At 71.1% G+C, this 22,661-nt stretch carries 22 protein-coding genes; 7 read left to right on the top strand and 15 right to left on the bottom strand.

What is annotated here, in order from left to right; genetic code table 11:
• Positions 1–13: 13 nt before the first annotated feature.
• From IE206_RS31740 to IE206_RS31720, 5 genes are all read left to right on the top strand, one after another.
• Positions 14–556 (top strand): Lrp/AsnC family transcriptional regulator, encoded by a 543-nt coding sequence (locus tag IE206_RS31740; protein WP_373301013.1) that lies wholly within the window; start codon positions 14–16, stop codon positions 554–556.
• Complete coding sequence (locus IE206_RS31735; RefSeq protein ID WP_189968217.1) at positions 541–1,920, top strand: aspartate aminotransferase family protein; 1,380 nt, start codon at positions 541–543, stop codon at positions 1,918–1,920. The genes IE206_RS31740 and IE206_RS31735 overlap by 16 nt, the downstream gene beginning before the upstream one ends.
• 177 nt (positions 1,921–2,097) lie before the next feature.
• The gene (locus tag IE206_RS31730; RefSeq protein ID WP_189968215.1) at positions 2,098–2,835 is read left to right on the top strand and encodes an ABC transporter ATP-binding protein; all 738 of its coding nucleotides are present in this window, start codon (positions 2,098–2,100) and stop codon (positions 2,833–2,835) included.
• Positions 2,817–3,974, top strand: coding sequence for a hypothetical protein (locus IE206_RS31725; protein WP_189968213.1), 1,158 nt, complete (start codon positions 2,817–2,819; stop codon positions 3,972–3,974). Before IE206_RS31730 ends, IE206_RS31725 begins: the two co-directional genes overlap by 19 nt.
• Before the next feature lie 184 nt (positions 3,975–4,158).
• On the top strand, positions 4,159–5,277 hold the full coding sequence (locus IE206_RS31720) for an LOG family protein (RefSeq protein WP_226599814.1): 1,119 nt from the start codon (positions 4,159–4,161) through the stop codon (positions 5,275–5,277).
• On the opposite strand, the gene IE206_RS31715 is transcribed toward IE206_RS31720, so the two are convergent.
• Both IE206_RS31715 and IE206_RS31710 read right to left on the bottom strand, forming a co-directional pair.
• A complete protein-coding gene (locus tag IE206_RS31715; protein ID WP_189968209.1) occupies positions 5,274–5,726 on the bottom strand; it encodes an SRPBCC family protein in 453 nt (150 codons plus the stop codon). The genes IE206_RS31720 and IE206_RS31715 overlap by 4 nt on opposite strands.
• A complete protein-coding gene (locus tag IE206_RS31710) occupies positions 5,719–6,066 on the bottom strand; it encodes an ArsR/SmtB family transcription factor (RefSeq protein ID WP_189968207.1) in 348 nt (115 codons plus the stop codon). The genes IE206_RS31715 and IE206_RS31710 overlap by 8 nt, the downstream gene beginning before the upstream one ends.
• A gap of 158 nt (positions 6,067–6,224) precedes the next feature.
• Here IE206_RS31710 and IE206_RS31705 point away from each other — a divergent pair, with 158 nt between their 5' ends.
• Entirely contained in the window at positions 6,225–7,136 is a 912-nt protein-coding gene (locus IE206_RS31705) for a DMT family protein (RefSeq protein ID WP_189968205.1), read from the top strand.
• A gap of 94 nt (positions 7,137–7,230) precedes the next feature.
• On the opposite strand, the gene IE206_RS31700 is transcribed toward IE206_RS31705, so the two are convergent.
• The 9 genes from IE206_RS31700 to rpsB form a co-directional block, all read right to left on the bottom strand.
• Positions 7,231–8,253: an ABC transporter ATP-binding protein gene (locus IE206_RS31700; protein WP_189968203.1), complete on the bottom strand. Its 1,023-nt coding sequence runs from the start codon at positions 8,251–8,253 to the stop codon at positions 7,231–7,233.
• A complete protein-coding gene (locus IE206_RS31695; RefSeq protein ID WP_189968281.1) occupies positions 8,253–9,866 on the bottom strand; it encodes an ABC transporter permease in 1,614 nt (537 codons plus the stop codon). Before IE206_RS31695 ends, IE206_RS31700 begins: the two co-directional genes overlap by 1 nt.
• 38 nt (positions 9,867–9,904) lie before the next feature.
• Complete coding sequence (locus IE206_RS31690; RefSeq protein WP_189968201.1) at positions 9,905–11,005, bottom strand: thiamine ABC transporter substrate-binding protein; 1,101 nt, start codon at positions 11,003–11,005, stop codon at positions 9,905–9,907.
• A 265-nt stretch (positions 11,006–11,270) separates the two neighbouring features.
• A complete protein-coding gene (gene rlmN, locus IE206_RS31685; protein ID WP_189968199.1) occupies positions 11,271–12,383 on the bottom strand; it encodes a dual-specificity RNA methyltransferase RlmN in 1,113 nt (370 codons plus the stop codon).
• A 170-nt stretch (positions 12,384–12,553) separates the two neighbouring features.
• Positions 12,554–13,663: a phosphatidate cytidylyltransferase gene (locus IE206_RS31680; protein WP_189968197.1), complete on the bottom strand. Its 1,110-nt coding sequence runs from the start codon at positions 13,661–13,663 to the stop codon at positions 12,554–12,556.
• A complete protein-coding gene (gene frr, locus IE206_RS31675) occupies positions 13,663–14,220 on the bottom strand; it encodes a ribosome recycling factor (RefSeq protein WP_120727660.1) in 558 nt (185 codons plus the stop codon). Before frr ends, IE206_RS31680 begins: the two co-directional genes overlap by 1 nt.
• Before the next feature lie 124 nt (positions 14,221–14,344).
• Positions 14,345–15,133, bottom strand: coding sequence for a UMP kinase (pyrH, locus tag IE206_RS31670; protein WP_189968195.1), 789 nt, complete (start codon positions 15,131–15,133; stop codon positions 14,345–14,347).
• Between the two features lie 160 nt (positions 15,134–15,293).
• Positions 15,294–16,130, bottom strand: coding sequence for a translation elongation factor Ts (gene tsf, locus IE206_RS31665; protein ID WP_189968193.1), 837 nt, complete (start codon positions 16,128–16,130; stop codon positions 15,294–15,296).
• 121 nt (positions 16,131–16,251) lie between these two features.
• On the bottom strand, positions 16,252–17,157 hold the full coding sequence (gene rpsB, locus IE206_RS31660; protein ID WP_189968191.1) for a 30S ribosomal protein S2: 906 nt from the start codon (positions 17,155–17,157) through the stop codon (positions 16,252–16,254).
• Positions 17,158–17,449: 292 nt separating this feature from the next.
• Here rpsB and IE206_RS31655 point away from each other — a divergent pair, with 292 nt between their 5' ends.
• Positions 17,450–17,917 carry a M23 family metallopeptidase gene (locus IE206_RS31655; protein ID WP_189968190.1) on the top strand — a complete coding sequence of 156 codons (468 nt, stop codon included), beginning with the start codon at positions 17,450–17,452 and terminating at the stop codon, positions 17,915–17,917.
• 237 nt (positions 17,918–18,154) lie between these two features.
• Here the strand turns inward: IE206_RS31655 and IE206_RS31650 are convergent, their stop codons facing one another.
• The 4 genes from IE206_RS31650 to IE206_RS31635 form a co-directional block, all read right to left on the bottom strand.
• Positions 18,155–18,712 (bottom strand): TetR/AcrR family transcriptional regulator, encoded by a 558-nt coding sequence (locus IE206_RS31650; RefSeq protein WP_189968279.1) that lies wholly within the window; start codon positions 18,710–18,712, stop codon positions 18,155–18,157.
• Between the two features lie 83 nt (positions 18,713–18,795).
• A complete protein-coding gene (gene whiG / locus IE206_RS31645; protein WP_100577968.1) occupies positions 18,796–19,638 on the bottom strand; it encodes an RNA polymerase sigma factor WhiG in 843 nt (280 codons plus the stop codon).
• Between the two features lie 243 nt (positions 19,639–19,881).
• Positions 19,882–21,048, bottom strand: a complete 1,167-nt coding sequence (gene dprA / locus IE206_RS31640) for a DNA-processing protein DprA (RefSeq protein WP_189968188.1) — start codon at positions 21,046–21,048, stop codon at positions 19,882–19,884.
• Positions 21,045–22,661 carry a YifB family Mg chelatase-like AAA ATPase gene (locus IE206_RS31635; RefSeq protein WP_189968185.1) on the bottom strand — a complete coding sequence of 539 codons (1,617 nt, stop codon included), beginning with the start codon at positions 22,659–22,661 and terminating at the stop codon, positions 21,045–21,047. Before IE206_RS31635 ends, dprA begins: the two co-directional genes overlap by 4 nt.

Below are 22,661 nucleotides of genomic sequence, written 5' to 3'. Positions count from 1 at the left end.
GCACAGTGGCTCCGTGGCCAGCCGAAGCACAGAACCCAGGATCGGGAACGGTCCCTCCCGTCTCCCGACCACCGCCCCCCAAGGAGACGCTGCGCGTCGCACCAATGGGACGTCGATCGATGCCGTCTCCCTGGCGATCATCGAGCAGCTCCAGGAGGACGGGCGCCGCCCGTACGCCGCGATCGGCAAGGCCGTCGGCCTGTCCGAGGCGGCCGTGCGCCAGCGCGTCCAGAAACTTCTGGACCAGGGCGTGATGCAGATCGTCGCCGTGACCGACCCGCTCACCGTGGGGTTCCGGCGCCAGGCGATGGTCGGCATCCGCGTCGAGGGCGACCTCGACCCCGTGGCGGAGGCGCTGACGGCCATGGCCGAGTGCGAGTACGTGGTGATGACCGCGGGCTCGTTCGACCTGATGGTGGAGGTCGTCTGCGAGGACGACGACCACCTTCTCGAAGTGATCAACAAGAGGATCCGCGCGCTCCCCGGCGTGCGCTCCACCGAGAGCTTCGTCTATCTCAAGCTGAAGAAGCAGACCTATATGTGGGGAACCCGATAGCCGTGAGCAAGGACCTCAGCCAGACCGCCTACGACCACCTGTGGATGCACTTCACCCGCATGTCGTCGTACGAGAACGCGCCCGTTCCCACCATCGTCCGTGGCGAAGGCACCTACATCTACGACGACAAGGGCAAGAAGTACCTGGACGGCCTGTCGGGCCTGTTCGTCGTCAACGCCGGCCACGGCCGTCACGAGCTCGCCGAGACCGCCTACAAGCAGGCGCAGGAACTGGCCTTCTTCCCGGTCTGGTCCTACGCCCACCCCAAGGCCGTCGAACTCGCCGAGCGCCTCGCGAACTACGCGCCGGGCGACCTCAACAAGGTCTTCTTCACCACCGGTGGCGGCGAGGCCGTCGAGACCGCGTGGAAGCTGGCGAAGCAGTACCACAAGCTCACCGGCAACCACACGAAGTACAAGGTCATCTCGCGTGCGGTCGCCTACCACGGCACCCCGCAGGGCGCCCTGTCCATCACCGGTCTGCCCGCCCTCAAGGCGCCCTTCGAGCCGCTGGTCCCCGGCGCGCACAAGGTGCCCAACACCAACATCTACCGCGCCCCGATCCACGGCGACGACCCGGTGGCCTTCGGCCGCTGGGCCGCCGACCAGATCGAGCAGGAGATCCTCTTCGAGGGCCCCGAGACCGTGGCCGCCGTCTTCCTGGAGCCGGTGCAGAACGCGGGCGGCTGCTTCCCGCCGCCGCCCGGCTACTTCCAGCGCGTACGCGAGATCTGCGACAAGTACGACGTGCTGCTCGTCTCCGACGAGGTCATCTGCGCCTTCGGCCGCCTCGGCACGATGTTCGCCTGCGACAAGTTCGGCTACGTCCCGGACATGATCACCTGCGCCAAGGGCATGACCTCGGGTTACTCCCCGATCGGTGCCTGCATCATCTCCGACAAGCTCGCCGAGCCGTTCTACAAGGGCGACAACACCTTCCTGCACGGCTACACCTTCGGCGGCCACCCGGTCTCCGCCGCGGTGGGCCTGGCCAACCTCGACATCTTCGAGAAGGAGGGGCTCAACCAGCACGTGCTCGACAACGAGGGCGCCTTCTTCGACACCCTCAAGAAGCTGCACGACCTGCCGATCGTCGGCGACGTCCGCGGCAACGGCTTCTTCTACGGCATCGAGCTCGTGAAGGACAAGGCCACCAAGGAGACGTTCAACGACGAGGAGACGGAGCGCGTCCTGTACGGCTTCCTGTCGAAGGCGCTCTACGACAACGGCCTGTACTGCCGGGCCGACGACCGCGGCGACCCGGTGGTCCAGCTCGCTCCGCCGCTGATCTCCGACCAGGGCACCTTCGACGAGATCGAGGGCGTCCTGCGCGAGGTCCTGACGGAGGCCTGGACCAAGCTGTAGGTCCGTACGCCGTCCGCACCGGCCCGGTTGCGCCCATCGAGTGAGATGGGCGGGACCGGGCCGCGTGCTGTCCGGACAGCCACGCCCTACTCCCTAGCGTGCCCAGTGACCGATCGGCCCTGCCTTCGTTCCCCCGTACGGGGAGCAGGAATTCTGATCTGAACCGAGGTATGCACCATGGTGGCTCCGCCGGACAACGACGTGTTGTGGGCGCGTTCCCTGCACCATTCCCACGGCGGCTCGCCCGCCCTGACCGGCGTCAGCGTCGGGGTCCGTGAGGGCGAGATCCTGGCCGTCGGCGGTCCGCGCGGCAGCGGCAAGACGACCCTGCTGCGCTGCCTGTCCGGCTCCCTCGTGCCGAACGAGGGCGAGGTGTGGTTCAACAGCGGGCCGGTGCACACCCTGGGCGCCGTCGCCCGTGAGCAGCTGCGGCGCGACCGGTTCGGCTGGATCGACCCCGAGCCCGCCCTGGTGCCCGAGCTGAACGCGTGGGAGAACGCGGCCCTGCCGCTGCTGTTGCGCGGCATCGGGCACCGCGCCGCGAAGAAGGCCGCCCTGGAGTGGCTGGAGCGGCTCGACATCGACATGTGCGCCAAGAAGCGCCCGCACGCCCTGCTCCAGGCGCAGCGTCAGCGCGTGGTGATCGCCCGCGCCCTGGTCACCGGGCCCGCCGTCCTGTTCGCCGACGAGCCGACCGCGGCCCTGCACCGCACCGACCGGGCACAGGTGTTGCGCACCCTGCTCACCGCGGCCCGCTCGCACCGGATCACCACGGTCCTCGCCACCCACGACACCGACGTCGCGGCACTCGCCGACCGCACGGTGGTCCTCATCGACGGCTGCCGGGTCAACTCCATTGAGAACAAAGGCACTTCGGATGCGGAGGGTGTCGCGGCGTGCTCGCTCTCCGTCTAGCCCGCGGCACCCATCCCCTGGTCCTGCTGCGCCGCCTGCTGGTGTCCGCCGCGTCCGCGGGGGTCGGCTTCCTCCTGCTGTGCACGCTCGGGTACGCGGTCGGCCATCCCGGCGCGTCGGGGCTGCGGCTGCTGTGGTGCGCGCTTCCGCTGGCGGCCGCGGCGCACTTCGCGGTCGCGGTGGCCCGCAGCGACCCGAGCACCCGGCCGCGCGAGGGGCTCTCGGCGGTGGGCCTGGGACCGGCCCGGCTCGCCGCGATCGCGGCGGTGTCCACGGCGGTGTCGTGCACGCTGGGCTCGGCGGTGGCGCTCCTGGTCTATCTCCATCTGCGCGGCGACATCACCGGGCTCCCCTTCGACGGGGAGGCCGCCGGGCTGCTCGCCGCCGACCAGCCGATGCCGCTGGCGGGCGCCCTGACCCTGCTCGCCATCCTGCCGGTCACCGCGTCGGTGGCGGCCGGCCTCGCACTGCGCCCGCGCACCCTGCGCCCCGGCGACGTGAGCGACCCGGTGCACCCCGAGGAGCCCGCGCCGACGCCGAGCGGGCTGCCGTGGGGCTTCGCGCTCGTCGCGGCGGGCCTCGCGTTCCAGACGTACGTGAACGGGGGCCGGCAGGGTTCCGCGCTCCCGATGCCGGGGCACCCGGAGGGCAGCCCGGCCGGGGTGCTCGGTGGCTGGGCGCTGACCGCGGTCGGCCTCGCGCTGGCGGGTCCGGCGCTGGCTCACTTCAGCGGGCGGCTGCTCCAGCTGGCCCGCCCCGGTGCGGCGCGCCTGCTCGCGGGCCGGGTCCTGATGTCGGAGGCCCGTCGCATCGGGCGGCCGCTGGGGGTGGTGTGCGCGGTGGCCTCCGGGGGGATCGCGGCGGCCACGCTGTACGGGTACCGGGCCGGGCCGCACCCCTTCGGCCCGCTGACCGGGCTCGGCGCGGCCCTGGTGATCAGCTGCCCGGTGGCCACGCTGCTGACCGCGGCGCTGGAATCCCGCCATGCCCGCGCCGATACGACCCGGGCGCTCGTGGAGCTGGGCACCCCTGCGGCGCTGCTCCGGACCGCCGCGTCCTTGCGGGCCCTGGCCCTGCTGGTGGTCTTCACCCCGCTGACCGTGGCCATCGCGGAACTGGCAGCCCTGCCGCTGCGGTAGCCGGACAGGCTGAAGATGCCTGTGCCGGCCGGCATGAACGCTGACAGGAGCGCGGGGAACTGCGCGACCAGCCACGCACAGCCCGAGGCCGAAGACGGGGTTTAGGGGCGCGGGGAACTGCGCACGCAGTCGGCAACGGGCCGCCGCTGAAGGGGGCGTACCGGCAGCGCCTAGCATGGGCGCCGTGCCGGACGAAGAAGCGAAGTCTCCCGCAGGGAGCGACACCGAGATCGAATCGCTCGCCGAGTTCGACGCGGCGGCGACGCACGCCACGCTGGCCGGGTTCAGGGTGCAGTCGGTGGACCTGACAACCCGCACGCCCGTACTGCTGCGCACCGACACAGCCGGCGCCGTATTCCTCGGCTGCGCCATGGAGCCGGACGCGGCCGCCAAGGTCAGGGCCGACGGCGCCCTCGTCTTCCCGCCCGTCCCGCACCTGCCCTTCGACCCGTACCGAGGCACCCTCTACTCCCCCGCCGAGCTCTTCGAAGGGCTCGCCGCGGGCTACGAGCGAACCCCGGACGCGCTCTCGTACGCCTGGTTCCAGCGGACCAAGGCGGACGGCGACATCTTCTCCTCGATGCTGCGCTCCATCCACGACGACGCGATCTCCGACGCCCTGGACGAACTGCTCGTCGGGGCGAGGGTGGTGGGCGTGATGGGCGGCCACGCGATGGGCCGCGGCACGGCCGAGTACGAGGGTGCGGCGGTGCTGGGGCGCACGCTGGCCCGCGCCGGGTTCACCGTGGCGACGGGCGGCGGGCCGGGCGCGATGGAGGCCGCGAACCTGGGTGCGTACGCGGCGCCCTTCGACGACGCGATGCTGGGCTCGGCCCTCGAAATCCTCGCCGAGGAGCCGTCGTTCAGGCCGTCCGTCTCCGCATGGGCACGCGCCGCCTTCGAGGTCCGTACGAAGTGGCCGCGCGGCGGCACCTCCGTGGGCATCCCGACCTGGTTCTACGGCCACGAACCGCCGAACGCCTTCGCGGGCTCGATCGCCAAGTACTTCGCCAACGCCACCCGCGAGGACGGCCTGCTCGCCCGCTCCAACGCGGGAGTCGTCTTCCTGCCGGGCGCGGCCGGCACCGTACAGGAGATCTTCGACAACGCGACGCCGAATTACTACGAGTCGCGGGGCGGCCCGACGCCGATGGTCCTGGTCGACCGTGCGCACTGGACCGAGCGCCTGCCCACCTGGCCGCTGCTCGAAGCGCTCGCCGAGGACCGGCCGATGGCGGGCCGGATCGCCCTGGTCGACTCGGTGTCCGAGGCTCCCGGGGCGCTGGCCCGCATGTCCCGCTAGCGCTCGGCGAGGTGGCCGGCGAGGGTGTCGAAGAAGTGCGCCCAGCCGCCCTTGGCCTGCTCGTACTGCTCGGCCGTGAGGTTTCCGCCGCGCTGGGTGAAGACCATCTCGGTCTTGTCGCCGTGGTCCGCGAAGGTGACGGTGACGATGTCGCCCTCGATGCCGGCGGGCGCGGACGCGTCCTTGATCGTGAAGACGAGCCGCTCCTGTTCGACGACCTCCTTGTAGACGCCGCCGAACGGCATCTCGCCGTGGCCGGGGACGAGCATGACGAGGCTCCAGGCGCCGCCGGGGCGCACGTCCAGGGAGATCCGGTCGAGCGGGATCTCGGCCGCGCCGCCGTACCAGGCGGCGAAGTGCTCGGGGGTGGTCCAGGCCCGGTAGACCAGGGCGCGGGGCGCGTCGAAGACGCGGGTGATCTCGATGCCGTCGCTCACGTTCTCACTCATCGTTCCTCTGTCCTTTCCGGAGCTCTCGCAGGTGTTCCGCGAGAGCGTCGAAGCTGCCTTCCCAGAACCGCCGGTAGCGCTCCAGCCAGTCGGTGGCGTCCGCGAGGGGCGCCGCTTCCAGGCGGCAGGGCCGCCACTGGGCGGAGCGGCCACGGGTGATCAGTCCGGCCTTTTCGAGCACCTTCAGATGCCGGGAGACGGCCGGAAGGCTCATCTCGAACGGCTCGGCGAGCTCGCCGACCGTGGCCTCCCCCTCGGCGAGCCGGGCGAGGATCGCGCGGCGCGTGGGGTCGGCCAGGGCGGCGAAGACGACGCTGAGCCGGTCGGTCCCGTCCGCCATACTGCTTAACCACCTCGTTAATTAACCAGTGCGTTAAATATACACCCGGACAGATCGCGCAAGAGGATCGCCCCCTCAGGCAACTCCCAAGGGGCGGTAAACGTCTGGTAAAGCGGAGTGGGGCGAACGGGTTGCCCCCGCCAGGAACGGAGTCACTTGTGCTGCTCGGTCTGCTGACCGCCATCGCCGCCTCGGTCTGCTACGGCACGGGCTCGGTCCTGCAAGCCGTCGGGTCCCGCAAGTCCGCCCGTCGCGACGCGGCCGCGAGCGATAGGACCCAGCACGGCGGGCCCAGCCTCTCCTCCACCGCGAAGGCGGCGACGACCTGGGAGTTCATGGTCGGGACCATCCTCGACTTCGTCGGGTTCGGCCTCGGCGCGCTGGCGGCCCGCCTGCTCCCCCTCTTCCTCTCCCAGACGGTGATCAGCGCGAACCTGGTCATCACGGCGGTCCTCAGCGTGAAACTCCTCGGCATCCGCCTGAGCCGTGCGGAGTGGACGTCGATCGGGGTGGTCTGCTCGGCCCTGGTCCTGCTCGCGACGGCGGCGGGCCACGAGGGCAGCGGGCACACGGCGATGTCGACGCACTGGTGGCTCCTGGTGGTTGCGCTGGTGCTGATGGCCGGAGGCACGGTGGTGGTACGCCTCCTGGGCGCCCGCGCCGCGATCCTGGCGGGCCTCCTGTCCGGCCTGGGCTTCGGCGCGCTCGGCGTCGGCGTCCGCGTCCTGAACGGCATCGACCCGTTCGACGCCGGCGCGCTGCTCGGCGACCCGGCGCTGTACGCGATCCTCGTGGCCGGCGTCGGCGGCATGTACCTGCACACGGTGGCCCTGCAGATCGGGTCGGTGAACGGGGCGACGGCGGCGCTGGTGGTGGGCGAGACGGTGCTGCCGGGGGCGATCGGGGTGCTGTGGCTGGGGGACGCGTCCCGGGCGGGTCTGGCGTGGATGGCCGTCCTGGGCTTCGTCCTGGCGGTGGCCGGGGCGGTGGCGGTGGCGTGGTTCGGGTCACCGGACGCGCACGGGGTGGAGGACCCCACCCCGGCGAAAGAACTCACCCCGGTGAGGTGAGTGGGCGCTGGGGGGGGCGAGGCCCTGCGGCTCCGCCGCGCGGCGGAGCCGCAGAGTGTCACAGCGGGGAAGGGGCGGGGTGGGGAAAGAACCCCTACTCCTCCCCCAGCACCACCACTCCCCCCACCCCAAAGGCAACCCCCACCGGCGCCCCCACTCCCGGCGCCCCTTCCAACCCGCACTCCGCCTCCAGCAACGGCCCCCCGCCCGGCCGCAGCCGGAGCGCCACGTGGCTGCCCCGGAACGTCCGCCCCACCACCTCGCACGGCAACCCCTCCCGCTCCCCCACGAGCCGGACGCCCGCCGGGCGTACCAGGACCCGTACCGGGCCCTGGGGCGAGCCGGCCGGGACCGGGACCTTTCCCCAGGCCGTGTCCGCGACCTCCCCCGACACCGTCGCCGGGACCACGTTCTCGAAGCCCAGGAAGCGGGCCACGAATTCGGAGGCCGGATGCTGCCAGACCTCCAGCGGCGTACCGGTCTGCGCGATGCGGCCGTCCCGCATCACCACAACCCGGTCGGCCAGCGCGAACGCCTCGCCCTGGTCGTGCGTGACGGCCAGGACGGTTGTGCCCAACCGGCCGAACAGCGAACGGAGTTCTACCACCAGACGCTCTCGCAGCGTGCGGTCCAGCTGGCCCAGCGGCTCGTCCAGCATCAGCAGGCGGGGGGAAGGCGCCAGCGCCCTCGCGAGCGCGACGCGCTGCTGTTCGCCGCCGGACAGGGCCGCGACGGCCCGCCTTCCCGCGCCCGGCAGCCCGACCAGGTCGAGCAACTCGCCCACCCTGCTTGCCTGTTCACCCCGCGAGGCCCCTCGCATGCGCAGCCCGAACGCCACGTTCCCGGCGACATCGCGCTGCGGGAAGAGCTGGTGGTCCTGGAACATCAGGCCGAGGCCGCGCTTGTGCACGGGCACGCCGGACTGGTCCGCGCCGCCCAGCAGTACCCGTCCCGAGTCCAGCGGCTGGAGCCCGGCCACCACCCGCAGCAGCGTCGACTTGCCGCTGCCGCTCGGCCCGAGCACGCACACCGTCTCGTGGTCGGCGACCTCCAGGTCGACCGCGTCGAGCGCCGCCCGCTGTCCGAACCGTACGGTCACACCGTCGAGCTTCAGCATCAGAACTCCCCGCTCCGGTCGGTCCGGATGCGTTCCAGGACGAGCAGCGCCACCGCGCACACCACCATCAGAATCGTGCTCAGGGCCATCGCCTGGCCGTAGTTGAGGTCACCGGCCCGGCCGAGGAGGCGTGCCACGGCGACGGGCAGCGTCGGACGGTCGGGCCGGGCGATGAACACGGTCGCCCCGAACTCGCCGAGCGACACCGCGAACGCGAAGCCCGCCGCGACAAGGAGCGCCCGCCGCACCAGCGGCAGATCCACCTCGCGCCAGGCCCGCAGCGGGGACGCCCCGAGCACGGCCGCCGCCTCGCGCAGCCGCCCGTCCACCGCGCGCAGCACCGGCAGCATGATCCGTACGACGAAGGGGGTGCCCACCAGCGCCTGGGCGAGCGGGACCAGGATCCAGGAGGTCCTGAGGTCGAGCGGCGGCTCGTCGAGGGTGATCAGGAACCCGAAACCGACGGTCACGGCGGAGACCCCGAGCGGCAGCATCAGAAGGGCGTCGAAGCCCCGGATCAGGCGGCCGCTGCCACGGCGGGTCAGGGCGGCGGCCGCGAGCCCGCCGATGACCAGCGCGATCACGGTTGCGGCGAGGGCGTACTGGAGCGAGTTCCAGATCGCCTCGATGGGCGGCACGAGGAAGCTGCCGTTGTCCCCGGCGGCCTGGAGCGCCCGGTAGTAGCCGAGGCCGTAGCCGTCGGGGGTGTCCAGGGAGCGCTCGATCAGTACGCCGACGGGAAGGAGGATCAGCAGTGCCACGACGGCGAGGACGGATGCGAGCAGCATCCACTGGCCGGCGCCGCGCGGGCGCCGCGCGGTCTGGGCCGGGTCGACCAGTTTGAGCGCGGTCTCGCGGCGGCGCACCGTACGGGCGTGCACGGCGAGGATCGCGCCGACCGCCACGAACTGCACCATCGTCAGGACGGCCGCGGTCGGCAGATCGAGGAGTTCGGCGGTCTGCCGGTAGATCTCCACTTCGAGGGTGGAGAAGGTGGGGCCGCCGAGGATCTGGACGACGCCGAACGAGGTGAAGGTGAAGAGGAAGACCATGAGGGCCGCGGCGGCGACCGCGGGCCCGAGCGCGGGCAGCGTCACCGTGCGCCAGGCCGCGAACCGGGAGGCGCCGAGGACCCGGGCGGCCTCCTCCTGCCGGGGGTCGAGCTGCGACCACAGGCCGCCGACCGTGCGTACGACCACCGCGTAGTTGAAGAAGACGTGCGCGAGCAGGATCGCCCACACCGTGGTGTCCAGGCGCACCCCCCACAGCTGGTCGAGCAGCCCGCCGCGGCCGAGCAGCGCCAGGAACGCGGTGCCCACGACGACGGTCGGCAGCACGAACGGCACGGTGACGACGGCCCGCAGGAGCTGTTTGCCGGGGAATTCGAGGCGTGCGAAGACGTACGCGCCGGGCAGCGCGATCAGGAGGGTGAGCGCCGTGGAGGCGAGCGCCTGCCAGGTCGTGAACCACAGGACGTGCCCGATGTCCGGGTCGCCGAGGACCTCGCCGATCCGGCCGAACTGCCAGGCGCCGTCCGCCTTGAGCCCGCGGCCGACGATGGCGGCCACGGGCCAGGCGAAGAACACGGCGAAGAACACGGCGGGCAGGGCCATCAGGCCGAGCCGCACCGCGTTCCGCCGCAGTTTCGGGCCTACTTCAGGACGAGCGAGGACCACGTCTTGACCCACTGGTCACGGTTCTTGGCGATCTTGTCGGGGGCGACGGTCGCCGAGTTCGTGATCTTCGCGCCGAACTTGGTGAACTCCGGCGGGACCGCCGCGTCCTTGGCGACCGGGTCCACGAACATCTGGAGCGGCATGTCCTCCTGGAACTTCTTGGAGATCAGGAAGTCCAGGAGCGCCTTGCCGCCGGCCTCGTTCCTGGCGCCCTTGAGCAGGCCCGCGAACTCGGTCTGGCGGAAGCAGGTGCCGGTGGCGACGCCGGTGGGGGCCTCGGTGGGCTTCGGGTCGGCGTAGATCACTTCGGCGGGCGGGCTGGAGGCGTAGCTGACGACGAGCGGGCGGTCACCCTTGGCCTTCTTGCCGCCGGCCGAGCCGGAGAAGTCCGTGTTGTAGGCCTGCTCCCAGCCGTCGACGACCTTGACGCCGTTGGCCTTCAGCTTCTTCCAGTAGTCCTGCCAGCCTTCATCGCCGTACTTGGCGACGGACCCGAGCATGAAGCCGAGACCGGGCGAGGACGTCGCCACGTTCTCCGTGACGAGGAGGTCCTTGTACTCGGGCTTGACCAGGTCGTCGAAGGACTGCGGCGGGGCGAGCTTCTTGTCCGCGAAGTACTTCTTGTCGTAGTTGACGCAGATGTCGCCGGTGTCGACGGGCGTGACCCGGTGCTTGTCCTTGTCGACCTGGACGTCGGCGGGCACCCGGTCCAGGCCCTTGGCCTCGTACGGGGTGAAGATGCCGTTGTCGAGGGCGCGCGAGAGCAGCGTGTTGTCGACGCCGAAGAACACGTCGCCCCGCGGGGAGCCCTTGGTGAGGATCTCCTGGTTGAGCGCGGCCCCGGCGTCCCCGCTCTTGAGGACCTTGACGGTGTAGCCGGTCTGCGCGGTGAACGCCTTGAGCACCGGGTCGGAGGCGTTGAACGAGTCGTGGCTGACCAGCGTCACGGTCTTGCTGCCGGATCCGCTGGCCTCGCCGGACGTCTTCTTGCCGTCCGAGCCGCCGCAGGCCGCCAGCGTGGTGATCCCGAGGGCGGCAGCGATGGCGCCGGCCGCGAGCCTCTTGGTACTGCGCATTTCTTCATTCCTCCTGGAGATGACCAGGAAGAGACGCGGCCCTGCCCGCACGACGCCAGATCGTGCGGGCAGGGCGCAACAGCTTGAGTAATCGCCGAACTTCCTACCCCGAATGACCGGGGCAAGGTTCAGAGGGTCTGCGGTCCGTGTCCCTTGCGGGTACCGCACTCTCAGCGCTGTGGCGCTCCCCTGTCGGAATATGCAGATGTTTCCGGCCAGGTTACACGGGGCCTCTGACGGGCCCCCGGCCGTTTTGCCCTTCGGACTACCGCTCGGAGGCGGCGAGCTGGCCGCAGGCTCCGTCGATCTCCTGGCCGCGGGTGTCGCGGACGGTCACGGGCACGCCGTGGGCCGCGATGGCCTCGACGAACGCCTTCTCGTCCTCGGGCCGCGAGGCCGTCCACTTGGAGCCCGGCGTCGGGTTCAGCGGGATGAGGTTGACGTGCACCCGCTTGCCCTTGAGGAGCCGGCCGAGCAGGTCGCCGCGCCACGCCTGGTCGTTGATGTCGCGGATCAGGGCGTACTCGATGGAGATGCGGCGCCCGGACTTCTCGGCGTACTCCCACGCGGCGTCGAGCACCTCGCGGACCTTCCAGCGGGTGTTGACCGGTACGAGGGTGTCGCGGAGCTCGTCGTCGGGGGCGTGCAGGCTCACCGCGAGGCGGCACTTGAAGCCCTCGTCGGCGAAGCGGTGCATGGCGGGCACCAGGCCCACGGTGGAGACGGTGATGCCGCGCTGGGACAGGCCAAGGCCGTCCGGCTCGGGGTCGGTGAGCCGGCGGATCGCGCCGACCACGCGCTTGTAGTTGGCGAGCGGCTCGCCCATGCCCATGAAGACGATGTTGGACAGCCGGGCCGGTCCGCCCGGGACCTCCCCGTCGCGCAGCGCCCGCATGCCGTCGACGATCTGGTGCACGATCTCGGCGGTCGACAGGTTGCGGTCCAGGCCCGCCTGGCCGGTGGCGCAGAACGGGCAGTTCATGCCGCAGCCGGCCTGCGAGGAGATGCACATCGTCACCCGGTCCGGGTAGCGCATCAGGACGGACTCGACGAGCGTCCCGTCGTGCAGCTTCCACAGCGTCTTGCGGGTGGTGTCGTCGTCGCAGGAGATGTGGCGGACGACCGACATCAGATCGGGAAGCAGCTCCTCCTGGAGCCGGCCGCGCGCGGCGAGCGGGATGTCGGTCCACTCCGCCGGGTCGTGGGCGTACCGCGCGAAGTAGTGCTGCGAGAGCTGCTTGGCACGGAACGGCTTCTCGCCGATCGCGGCGACGGCTTCCTTGCGCTCGGCGGGCGAGAGGTCGGCGAGGTGCCGCGGGGGCTTCTTGGCTCCGCGGGGGGCGACGAAGGTGAGTTCTCCCGGGACGGGGCGTGCCATGAGCGGTATCTCCTCAGTACGACGAGGCCGGGCGACCTCCGCTGACGCGGAGCAGGCGACGAGACGGAGCCGAAGCCAGGAGACCTCACAGGATCACCCCCGCAGACCGGGGGCCGAAAAGGGCGCGTCGCTCGCGAGCGACGCGCCCTTCAAGGGTAACCGGCGCCCGGTCAGGCCGTGCCGACGAACACCGCGAGCAGCAACCACACCACCGGAGCCGTCGGGAGCAGGGAGTCGAGCCGGTCCATGATGCCGCCGTGGCCCGGGAGCAGCGTGCCCATGTCCTTGATGCCGAGGTCCCGCTTGATCATCGACTCGCCGAGGTCGCCGAGCGTGGCGCTGCACGCGACCGCGAGGCCGAGCAGCAGGCCCTGCCACCAGGTGCCGTCGTCGATGAGGAACTGCATGCACAGCGCGCCCGCCACCATCGCGAACGACACCGCGCCGAACAGGCCCTCGCGGGTCTTTCCGGGGCTGATGCGCGGCGCCAGCTTGTGCTTGCCGAAGCGCCAGCCGACGGCGTACGCGCCCGTGTCGCTCACCACGGTCAGCAGCAGGAAGACGAACACCCGCCACGGCCCGTCGTCCGCGGTGAGCAGCATCGCGACGAACGTGGCGAGGAACGGCACGTAGAACGCCGCGAAGACGCCGGCCGTGACGTCCCGCAGATAGTTCTCGGGCGGTTCCGTCATCCGCCACACGAGCACCGCGAGCGACGTCAGAGCCATCGCAACCCAGGCGCCCTCGGCACCGCTGACGTACCCGGCGACGACCATCGCCGCGCCGCCGACCGCGAGCGGCACCAGCGGCGCCTTGAGCTGCTTGCGTTCTTCGAGGCGGCTGGTCAGCTCCCACAGCCCGACGACCACCGCGACCGCGATGACCCCCACGAAGACGGCCTTCACGATGAAGAGCGACGCGAGGATGACCACGCCGAGCCCCACGCCGACCCCTATCGCGGCCCGCAGGTCGCGGCCCGCCTTCTTCTTCTCCGGCTGGGCAGGCACGGGGGGCACGGGCGGAGGGCTTGCCATGGGCTCCTGCGGCGTCTCGTCGCGGAAGTCAGGGCCGCCCGGCAGAGCGGCCCCCAGGTCACGTTCGCGGTCTTCGGCGCCGCTGCCCGCGTCGGGCAGGACGGGCATCTGCTGCGTCCTCGACACGGGCGGGCCGGCGTCATACGCATCGTATGCAGGCCCCGCCGGGAACGCCCCCTGGGAAGGCCCCTCGGGGGTTCCCCAGTATTCGGGGCTCGGCGGAGCCCCCCAGGAAGAGTCGTTCATCAGACCTCGAGGAGCTCGGCTTCCTTGTGCTTGAGCAGCTCGTCGACCTGCGCCACGTACTTGGCGGTGGTGTCGTCGAGCTCCTTCTCCGCGCGGCGGACCTCGTCCTCGCCGGACTCCTTGTCCTTGACGAGCTTGTCGAGGGCGTCCTTGGCCTTGCGGCGCACGGCGCGGATCGACACCTTGGAGTCCTCGGCCTTGGTGCGCGCGACCTTGATGTAGTCCTTGCGGCGCTCCTCGGTCAGCTCCGGGAAGTTCACGCGGATGATGCTGCCGTCGTTGCTCGGGTTGACGCCGAGGTCCGAGTCGCGGATGGCCTGCTCGATGTTGCGCAGCGCGCTCTTGTCGAACGGGGTCACGACCGCCATGCGCGGCTCCGGGACGGAGAACGAGGCGAGCTGGTTGATCGGCGTCAGCGCACCGTAGTAGTCCGCCACGATCTTGTTGAACATCGCCGGGTGCGCACGCCCGGTGCGAATCGCGGCGAAGTCCTCCTTGGCGACCACGACCGCCTTCTCCATCTTCTCCTCGGCCTCGAGGAGGGTTTCTTCGATCACCACTTGCTCCTGCATGTCTTGGGTGGGCCGGGAGTTCTCAGTGCGACCTGAGCCCTTGGGCCCTGGATAACCAGCGTCTTTCCCTGCACGGTGTCCGACCGGCAGGGGATTGTCCATCCCCCGGTCAGGCCCGGGTGCCCTGGTCGCTCACGAGAGTGCCGATCTTCTCACCCTTGACGGCGCGGGCGATGTTGCCCGCCGTCAGGAGCTCGAAGACGAGGATCGGGAGGTTGTTGTCGCGGCACAGGGTGATCGCGGTCATGTCGGCGACCTTCAGGTCCCGGGTGATGACCTCGCCGTACTCCAGCGCGTCGAACTTCACCGCGTCGGGGTTGATCCGGGGGTCGGAGTCGTAGACGCCGTCCACACCGTTCTTGCCCATCAGCATGGCCTCGGCGTCGATCTCCAGGGCGCGCTGGGCGGCGGTGGTGTCGGTGGAGAAGTACGGCATGCCCATGCCGGCGCCGAAGATGACGACGCGGCCCTTCTCCAGGTGGCGTACGGCTCGCAACGGGATGTACGGCTCGGCGACCTGGCCCATCGTGATGGCGGTCTGGACGCGCGAGTCGATGCCTTCCTTCTCCAGGAAGTCCTGGAGGGCGAGGCAGTTCATGACCGTACCGAGCATGCCCATGTAGTCGGAGCGGGCCCGGTCCATGCCGCGCTGCTGGAGCTCGGCGCCCCGGAAGAAGTTGCCTCCGCCGATGACGACGGCGATCTGTGCGCCGTCCCTGACGACTGCGGCGATCTCGCGGGCGATGTTGTGCACGACGTCGGGGTCGACACCGAGCCCCCCACCGCCGGCGAACGCCTCACCGGAAAGCTTCAGCATGAAGCGCCCGGCCACCTTGCCGTCATCGCGCTTGTGGTCGGCCGAGTGATCGGCCTTGGCGGCGTCCGCGCCCTGATTCATGGGGATCTCCTCGTGCACATACGAAGAAGGCCATTGCCGGTGGGTACTCGTGGTCCCTAGCGGCAATGGCCTCCTCGTCAGATCTGCGGTCGTCCGTCGCGTGTGCGGCCGACGACTGCCTCAGACCCTAGCGGGGTCTAGTGTCGAACGCTGAACAGACTCAGATGCCGACCTTGATGCGCGAGAAGCGCTTCAGGGTGACACCGGCCTCCTTCAGAACCTGCTCGACGGACTTCTTGTTGTCCAGCGCGTACGGCTGGCCCAGCAGCGTGGCGTCCTTGAAGAAGCCGTTGACGCGACCCTCGACGATCTTCGGGAGCGCGGCCTCGGGCTTGCCCTCGGCGCGGGTGGTCTCCTCGGCGACACGACGCTCGGTCTCGACGACCTCGGCCGGAACGTCCTCACGGGTGAGGTACTTCGGCGCGAAGGCGGCGATGTGCTGAGCGACGCCCTTGGCGACCTCGGCGTTCTCCTTGTCGAGCTCGACAAGAACACCGATCTGCGGCGGCAGGTCGGGCATCGTGCGGTGCATGTACGCGGCCACGTAGCCGCCCGTGAACTGCGCGAAGCGGTCCAGGACGATCTTCTCGCCGAGGTTGGCGTTGGCCTCGTCGACGAACGCCTGGACGGTCTTGCCGGCCTCGATCTCGGAGGCGAGCAGCGCGGCGATGTCGGCCGGGGAGGTGGCGGCGACGTGCTCGGCCAGCTTGGCGGCGACGGCCTGGAACTTGTCACCCTTGGCGACGAAGTCCGTCTCGCACTTCAGCTCGACGAGGACGCCGGAGGTCTTGTCCTCGGAGATGACGGAGACGACGGCGCCGTTCTCGGCAGAACGGCCCTCGCGCTTGGCGACGCCCTTCTGACCCTTGATGCGCAGGGCCTCGACGGCCTTGTCGACGTTGCCGTCGGCCTCGTCGAGGGCCTTCTTGCAGTCCATCATGCCGGCGCCGGTGAGCTCACGGAGCTTCTTGACGTCAGCGGCGGTGTAGTTCGCCATGAGTCTGTGTTTCTCTCTCGGAGTCTAAAAAGATCTACGAAGATCTGCGGGGCTACGGGTCGACGGCGGGGGCTTGTGGCCCCCGCCGTCAACTACCGAACCTGTGGGTCCCTGAAAAGGGTCAGGCCTGCTCGGCGTCCGCGGCCGGAGCCTCGGTGGCCTCGGCAGCCGGGGCCTCAGCAGCAGCCTCGGCCGGCTTCTCGGCCTCGGCGGCCGGAGCCTCGACGGACTCCTCGGAGTCCGCCTTCTTCTCACCCTCGAGCAGGTCGCGCTCCCACTCGGCGAGCGGCTCGCCGGCCGCCTTCTCGCCCGGCTTCGAGTCGCCGGTCGCAGCGCCGGAGCGGGCGATGAGGCCCTCGGCGACGGCGTCGGCGATCACGCGGGTGAGCAGGGTGACGGAACGGATCGCGTCGTCGTTGCCCGGGATCTTGTAGTCGACCTCGTCGGGGTCACAGTTCGTGTCGAGGATCGCGACGACCGGGATGTGGAGCTTGCGCGCCTCACCGACGGCGATGTGCTCCTTCTTGGTGTCGACGATCCAGACGGCGCTGGGAACCTTCGACATCTCGCGGATACCACCGAGGGTCTTCTCCAGCTTGGCCTTCTCGCGCGAGAGGACCAGGAGCTCCTTCTTGGTGAGACCCGAGGCCGCGACGTCCTCGAAGTCGATCTGCTCAAGCTCCTTGAGGCGCTGCAGACGCTTGTAGACGGTGGAGAAGTTGGTCAGCATGCCGCCGAGCCAGCGCTGGTTGACGTAGGGCATGCCCACGCGCGTCGCCTGCTCGGCGATCGCTTCCTGCGCCTGCTTCTTGGTGCCGACGAACATGATGGAGCCGCCGTGCGCGACGGTCTCCTTGACGAACTCGTAGGCGCGGTCGATGTACGACAGCGACTGGAGCAGGTCGATGATGTAGATGCCGTTGCGCTCCGTGAAGATGAAGCGCTTCATCTTCGGGTTCCAACGACGGGTCTGGTGACCGAAGTGGACGCCGCTCTCCAGCAGCTCCCGCATCGTGACGACGGCCATGGCCGTACTCCTTGAGGTACTCGGTTACCGCGGCTGCCGGTCGGCTGCCGCGCCTGACGCCCCGGTGCGCCGTGCCCTGAACCCTGCGCGGGTAAGGACCGAGAGGCGCGGCCGGCGATGGTGGTGAGACCGCCGGCGGGGCGTGCGAAGTCGACCCGGTCACCCGGATCGCCACAAGAAGTGTACGGGACCCGCACAGTGCCGGGTGACGGCGCTGTCCACAACCAGCGAGTACTCCACAGCCCCCGGTCAAGATCCCCCCGGATCGACCGCTCCCGGGACCCTGATCCCCATGTACCGCGCACTCCTGCCGGCCCTGACCGCGGCCGCCATCTGGCCGGTGATCCCGCCCGCCGTCATCCACCCGTGGGCCCCACCGGCCACTCCCTACGGCCCCGGCCACCGGGGCGTCGACCTGGCCGCGCCGCCGGGCACCCCGGTTCGCGCGGCCGCCGCGGGCCGGGTCACCTTCGCCGGCCAGGTGGCAGGCCGGGGAGTCCTGACCATCACCCTGCCGGGCACGACGTCCCCACCCCTCAGAACGACGTACGAGCCGGTACGAGCTCTGGTGAGGGAGGGCGCGGAGGTGGCGGCCGGCCAGGTGGTCGCCACCGCCGCGGACACCCCCTCCCACTGCCCGGACGGCTGCCTGCACTGGGGGCTGCTGAGGGGCGACATCTATCTGAACCCGCTGCTGCTTCTGCACCGGGGGGCGCCTTCGCGACTGTTGCCGGTGGTGGGGGTGCCTGAGCCGCGGTGAGGGGGCCTCAAGGGGGTGCCCCCCTGTGTGTGGCCAAGCTGCGGGGCTCACCGTGCGGGCATGGACTGCCAGGGTGGGGACGCGGTTTCCGTGCGGCGGGTGGAGGGGCCGGGGCTGCCCTGGAAGCGGACCCCGGCTGCGCACCGGGATGACGTCCGCGAGGCGGAGCAGGTCCTCGGTGTGGTGCCCGCCCTGCGCGATCTTCCTGCCGTAGCAGGGTCGGAGGCCCCTGAAGGCTCAGCTCTGGACACCCCGCAGGGCCATGGCCACCGCTGCGTCCGCGATCGCGGAGGGGTCTTCCGCCGCGCCCTGTTCGATGCGGCGGACCGCTGCGTCGACGATGCCCTGGAGGAGGACGGCGGCCAGGCGGGGCTGGTCGTGGTCCAGGTCGGCGAGGGCTTCGACGATCATGGCGATCAGGCCGCCGTGGGCGGCTCGGATCTTTTCGCGGGCGCCGGCGTCGAGTTCGCTGGCGGAGATGGCGACGACCGCCCGGTGGCGCTGGTCGCCGACGAGGCCGAGCTGGTGGCGTACGTACGCCTCGACCTTGCCCTCGGGGGTTTCGGCCCGCTGCATCGCGCCTTCGATCTCGGCGGCCCAGAGCGGGAAGTCGACGGCGCAGAGTTCCTCGACGACCGCGGCGCGCGAGCGGAAATACTCGTACACGGACGAGCGGGCGAGGCCGGTGCGCTCGGCCAGGGCGGGGAAGGTCAGCGCTTCCGTGCCGCCTTCGGACAGCAGGGAGCGTGCGGCGTCCAGCAGGGCGTCGCGCTGCATGGTGCGGTGCTCGGCCACGGAGGCCGCTCGGATCCTGGGCACTGCTCCACTTTACGGCCGGGCCGCCGGGGAGATCGGCAGGGACTGTTCCCCGGGGCCCCTCAACGCCCGACGTCGGCCAGCTTGGCCCTCAACTGGAGCACCGACTTGGTGTGGATCTGGCTCACCCTGCTCTCGGTCACGCCGAGCACGTTGCCGATCTCGGCGAGGGTGAGGCCTTCGTAGTAGTAGAGCGTGACGACGGTCTTCTCGCGCTCGGGGAGCGTGTTGATGGCGCGGGCGAGCAGGCGGCGCAGTTCGCGGTCCTCGGCGACTTCGACGGGGTCGTCGGCGGAGGTGTCCTCCAGCGTGTCCATCAGGCTGAGCCGGTCGCCGCTCTCGCCGCCGACATGCAGCAGTTCTTCGAGGGCGACGACGTTGGCGAGCGACAACTGGCTGAAGACGGCGTGCAGTTCCTCGACGGCGATTCCCATCTCGGAGGCGACCTCGGCCTCCGAGGGGGTGCGTCTGAGCTGGGCTTCGAGGGTCGCGTAGGCGCGTTCGACGGCGCGCGCCTTCTGGCGAACGGAGCGCGGGATCCAGTCGAGCGCACGCAGCTCGTCGATCATCGCCCCGCGGATCCGCGTGATCGCGTACGTCTCGAACTTGATGGCCCGCTCGATGTCGAACTTCTCGATCGCGTCGATGAGCCCGAAGACCCCGGAGGAGACGAAGTCGGCCTGCTCGACGTTGGGCGGCAGGCCCACGCTCACGCGTCCCGCGACGTACTTCACCAGGGGCGAGTAGTGCAGGATCAACTGCTCGCGCAGCCGCTCGTCGCCGGTGGCCTTGTACGACCGCCACAGCTCGTCGACGGACGAGGGCGCCGGTGGCCGCACGGTGCCGCTGCCGCGGGCAGCCGGGGGCGCTGCCGTGCGATCAGACCCGGAGGTGTGCTGGGGCATGCGTTGCCTTGAGCCGTTCTGCTGTGACGTGAGCGGGGGGCTGTTTCCGGTCGGGGATCCTCGTGAGCGTAGCGTGACTGAGTGGTCGCGGTGCGCGAAGACCGGGTGATCGGACGGGGCCGCTCCGGTCTGTCGCGGCCCAGGCGCAGGTGGGGGCCGTCGCGCCGCGCGTCGGCCCCGAAAGCGCTGCCGTGTGGCCCGCGGTGGACATAGCCCCTCACCTTGTCACCCGAATGCCCCAGGTCAAGCACCGCCTCGCCGCGCGCTCGCCGGGCGGAGCGCGCCGGCCGTCAACTTCCAGGCGTCGCCGACCCGTTCGACGAAGCCGAGGGAGTGCAGTTCGTAGAGCCGGCCGAGTGCTTCGTCGGTGCTGGTTCCGGCTTCGCGCGCGAGGTCGCGGGCGGCGGCGGTACCGCGGGACGGCAGTGCTTCCAGTACCCGGGCGGCGTCGGGAGCCAGGAGGTCCCGGGGCAGTACGGGCCCGCGCCGGGCGGGTGCGAGCTCGCCCATGTCTCCGACGAGCTCGACGACTTCCGCGGCGTCGGTGACCAGGACTCCCTCGCCGCGCAGCAGTTCATGGACGCCTGCCGAGAGCCCGCTGGTGGCGGGGCCAGGGACGCCCATGGTGAAGCGGCCGAGCTTCTGCGCGGCGCGGGCCGTGACGAGCGAGCCGCTGCGGTACTCGGCCTCCACGACGACGGTTCCCCGGGTGAGAGCGGCGATGACGCGGTTGCGCAGGATGAACCTGCTGGGTGTCGGATGGTCTCCGGGTGGCAATTCGCCCACGAGGAGGCCTTGTTCGGCGATGCGTCCGATCAACTCGGCGTGCCCCCTCGGGTAGACGACATCGACCCCGCACGCGAGGACGGCGATGGTCGCGCCCCCGGCGGCGAGGGTGCCGCGATGGACGGCCCCGTCGACGCCCGCGGCCGCCCCGGACACGACGACCCACCCCTTCTCGGCGAGGCCCGAGCCGAGCACCGCGCCCATGTGGGCCCCGTACGGTGTGCAGGCCCGGGCGCCGACCACCGCGACGGAGCGCAGTGCCCATATCCGCAGGTCGCTGTGGCCCCGTACCCACAGGCCGACGGGCCGGGCGTCGCCGAGGTCGTCGAGTTGGCGGGGCCACTCCTCGTCGCCGGGGACGAGGAATCTGGCGCCCGTGGCCGCGGCGGTCGCCAGGTCCTGTTCGGGGTCGGCCAGGGCGGCCCGGCGCCGGTGGCTGTCGAGCCGGGCAGGGCTCGCGCCGGGCAGGTCGTCCTCGGGGCCCCGGGGGTCGGTGAGGCGCCGCAGGAGATCGACGGCGCCGTAGGTGCGCAGCCAGCGGCCGCCGCGTTCGTCGCCGGGTTCGATGACGCGGGTGAGGGCGGCTCGGGCGAGGCGTTCGGCGCCGGCCCCTACCGCGTTCACGGGGTGCTCCCGGCCGGCATGGGGGCTCCTCGCGAGATGCCGGTGCGCAGTTCCAGGGCAAGGGCGACGTGGCCCGCGTCGGGGCGGTCGGCTCCCGCGAGGTCGGCGATGGTCCAGGCGACGCGCAGGACGCGGTCGAGGCCGCGCGCGGTGAGCAGGCCGCGTTCCATGTCGCGTTCGGCGCCGGTGAGGGCGCCGGGGGCGGTGAGCCAGCGGGTGCGCAGTTCGTGTCCGGGGACTTCGCTGTTGCTGTTCCAGGGGGTGCCGTCCAGGCGGGCGGCGGTGCGTTCGCGGGCGGCGAGGACGCGGCCGGCGACCGCGGCGCCGGGTTCGCCGCGGCCGCCCCCGCCGAGGAGGTCTTCGCGGCGTACGGGTTCGACTTCGACGCGTAGGTCGACCCGGTCGAGGAGGGGGCCCGAGAGTCTCGCCTGGTAGCGGCGGATCATGGAGGCGGGGCATTCGCAGCCCGCTCCGTGCAGGGTGTGGCGGCCGCAGGGGCAGGGGTTGGCGGCGAGGATCATCTGGAACCGGGCCGGGAGCCGGATGACTCCGGCGCTGCGGGCGATGACGACGTACCCGGATTCGAGGGGCTGGCGGAGCGCGTCGAGTGCCTTGCCCGCGAATTCGGGGGCTTCGTCGAGGAAGAGCACTCCCCGATGGGCGATGGAGACGGCGCCGGGGCGTGGGATGCCGTTGCCGCCGCCGACGAGGGACTGCATGGTGGCGGAGTGGTGCGGGGCGCAGTAGGGGGCTCGTCGGACGAGGGGTTCGCCGGGCGGGAGGATTCCGGCGACCGAGTGGACAGCGGTCACTTCGAGGGATTCCTGGCGGGTGAGGGGCGGCAGGATGCCGGGCAGCCGTTCGGCGAGCATCGTTTTCCCGGCCCCGGGTGGGCCGGAGAGGAGAAGGTGGTGGCCGCCCGCCGCGGCGATTTCGAGGGCGGCCCGGGCGGCGTGCTGGCCCGCGACGTCGACGAGGTCGAGGTCGCCGTCGCGCGGGCCGGCGGTCAGGCCGGTGCCGACTCCGGCGCCGGGCACGACGAGCCCGGCGAGCATCGCGTCGGGTCGGCCCTTCTCGGCGGGTTCCTCTTCGGGGACGGGCTCGTCGGTGAGGACGGCGACGAGCTGGCGCAGGCTGCGCACTCCCAGGACCGAGATGCCGGGCACGAGGGCTGCTTCGGCGGCGGTCTGTTCGGGCACCACGACCTGTTCGTAGCCCGCTTCGGCCGCGGCCAGTACGGCGGGCAGGATGCCGCGCACCGGCCGCACCCGTCCGTCGAGGCCGAGCTCGCCGATCATGACGAGATCCGTGAGCTCGCGGGGGTCGATGCGTTCGGCGGCACCCAGGATGGCGCACGCGATGGCCAAGTCGAAGCCACTGCCGCTTTTCGGGACGGATGCCGGGCTCAGCCCCACGGTGAGCTTCTTCTGCGGCCAGGTGTCGCCGGAATTGACGACGGCCGCCCGAACGCGGTCACGGCTCTCCGCGAGGCTCTTGTCGGGAAGGCCCACGAGGGTGAAGGCGGCGACGCCGGGTTCGAGGTCGGCCTGGACCTCGACGACGACTCCTTCGACGCCGACGAGGGCGACCGAGCAGGTGCGTGCGAATCCCAT

Source organism: Streptomyces violascens (assembly GCF_014649955.1).
Lineage (GTDB): Bacteria > Actinomycetota > Actinomycetes > Streptomycetales > Streptomycetaceae > Streptomyces > Streptomyces violascens.
Note: the sequence above shows the minus strand (reverse complement) of the source record. Positions and strands in the feature narration are given on the sequence as shown.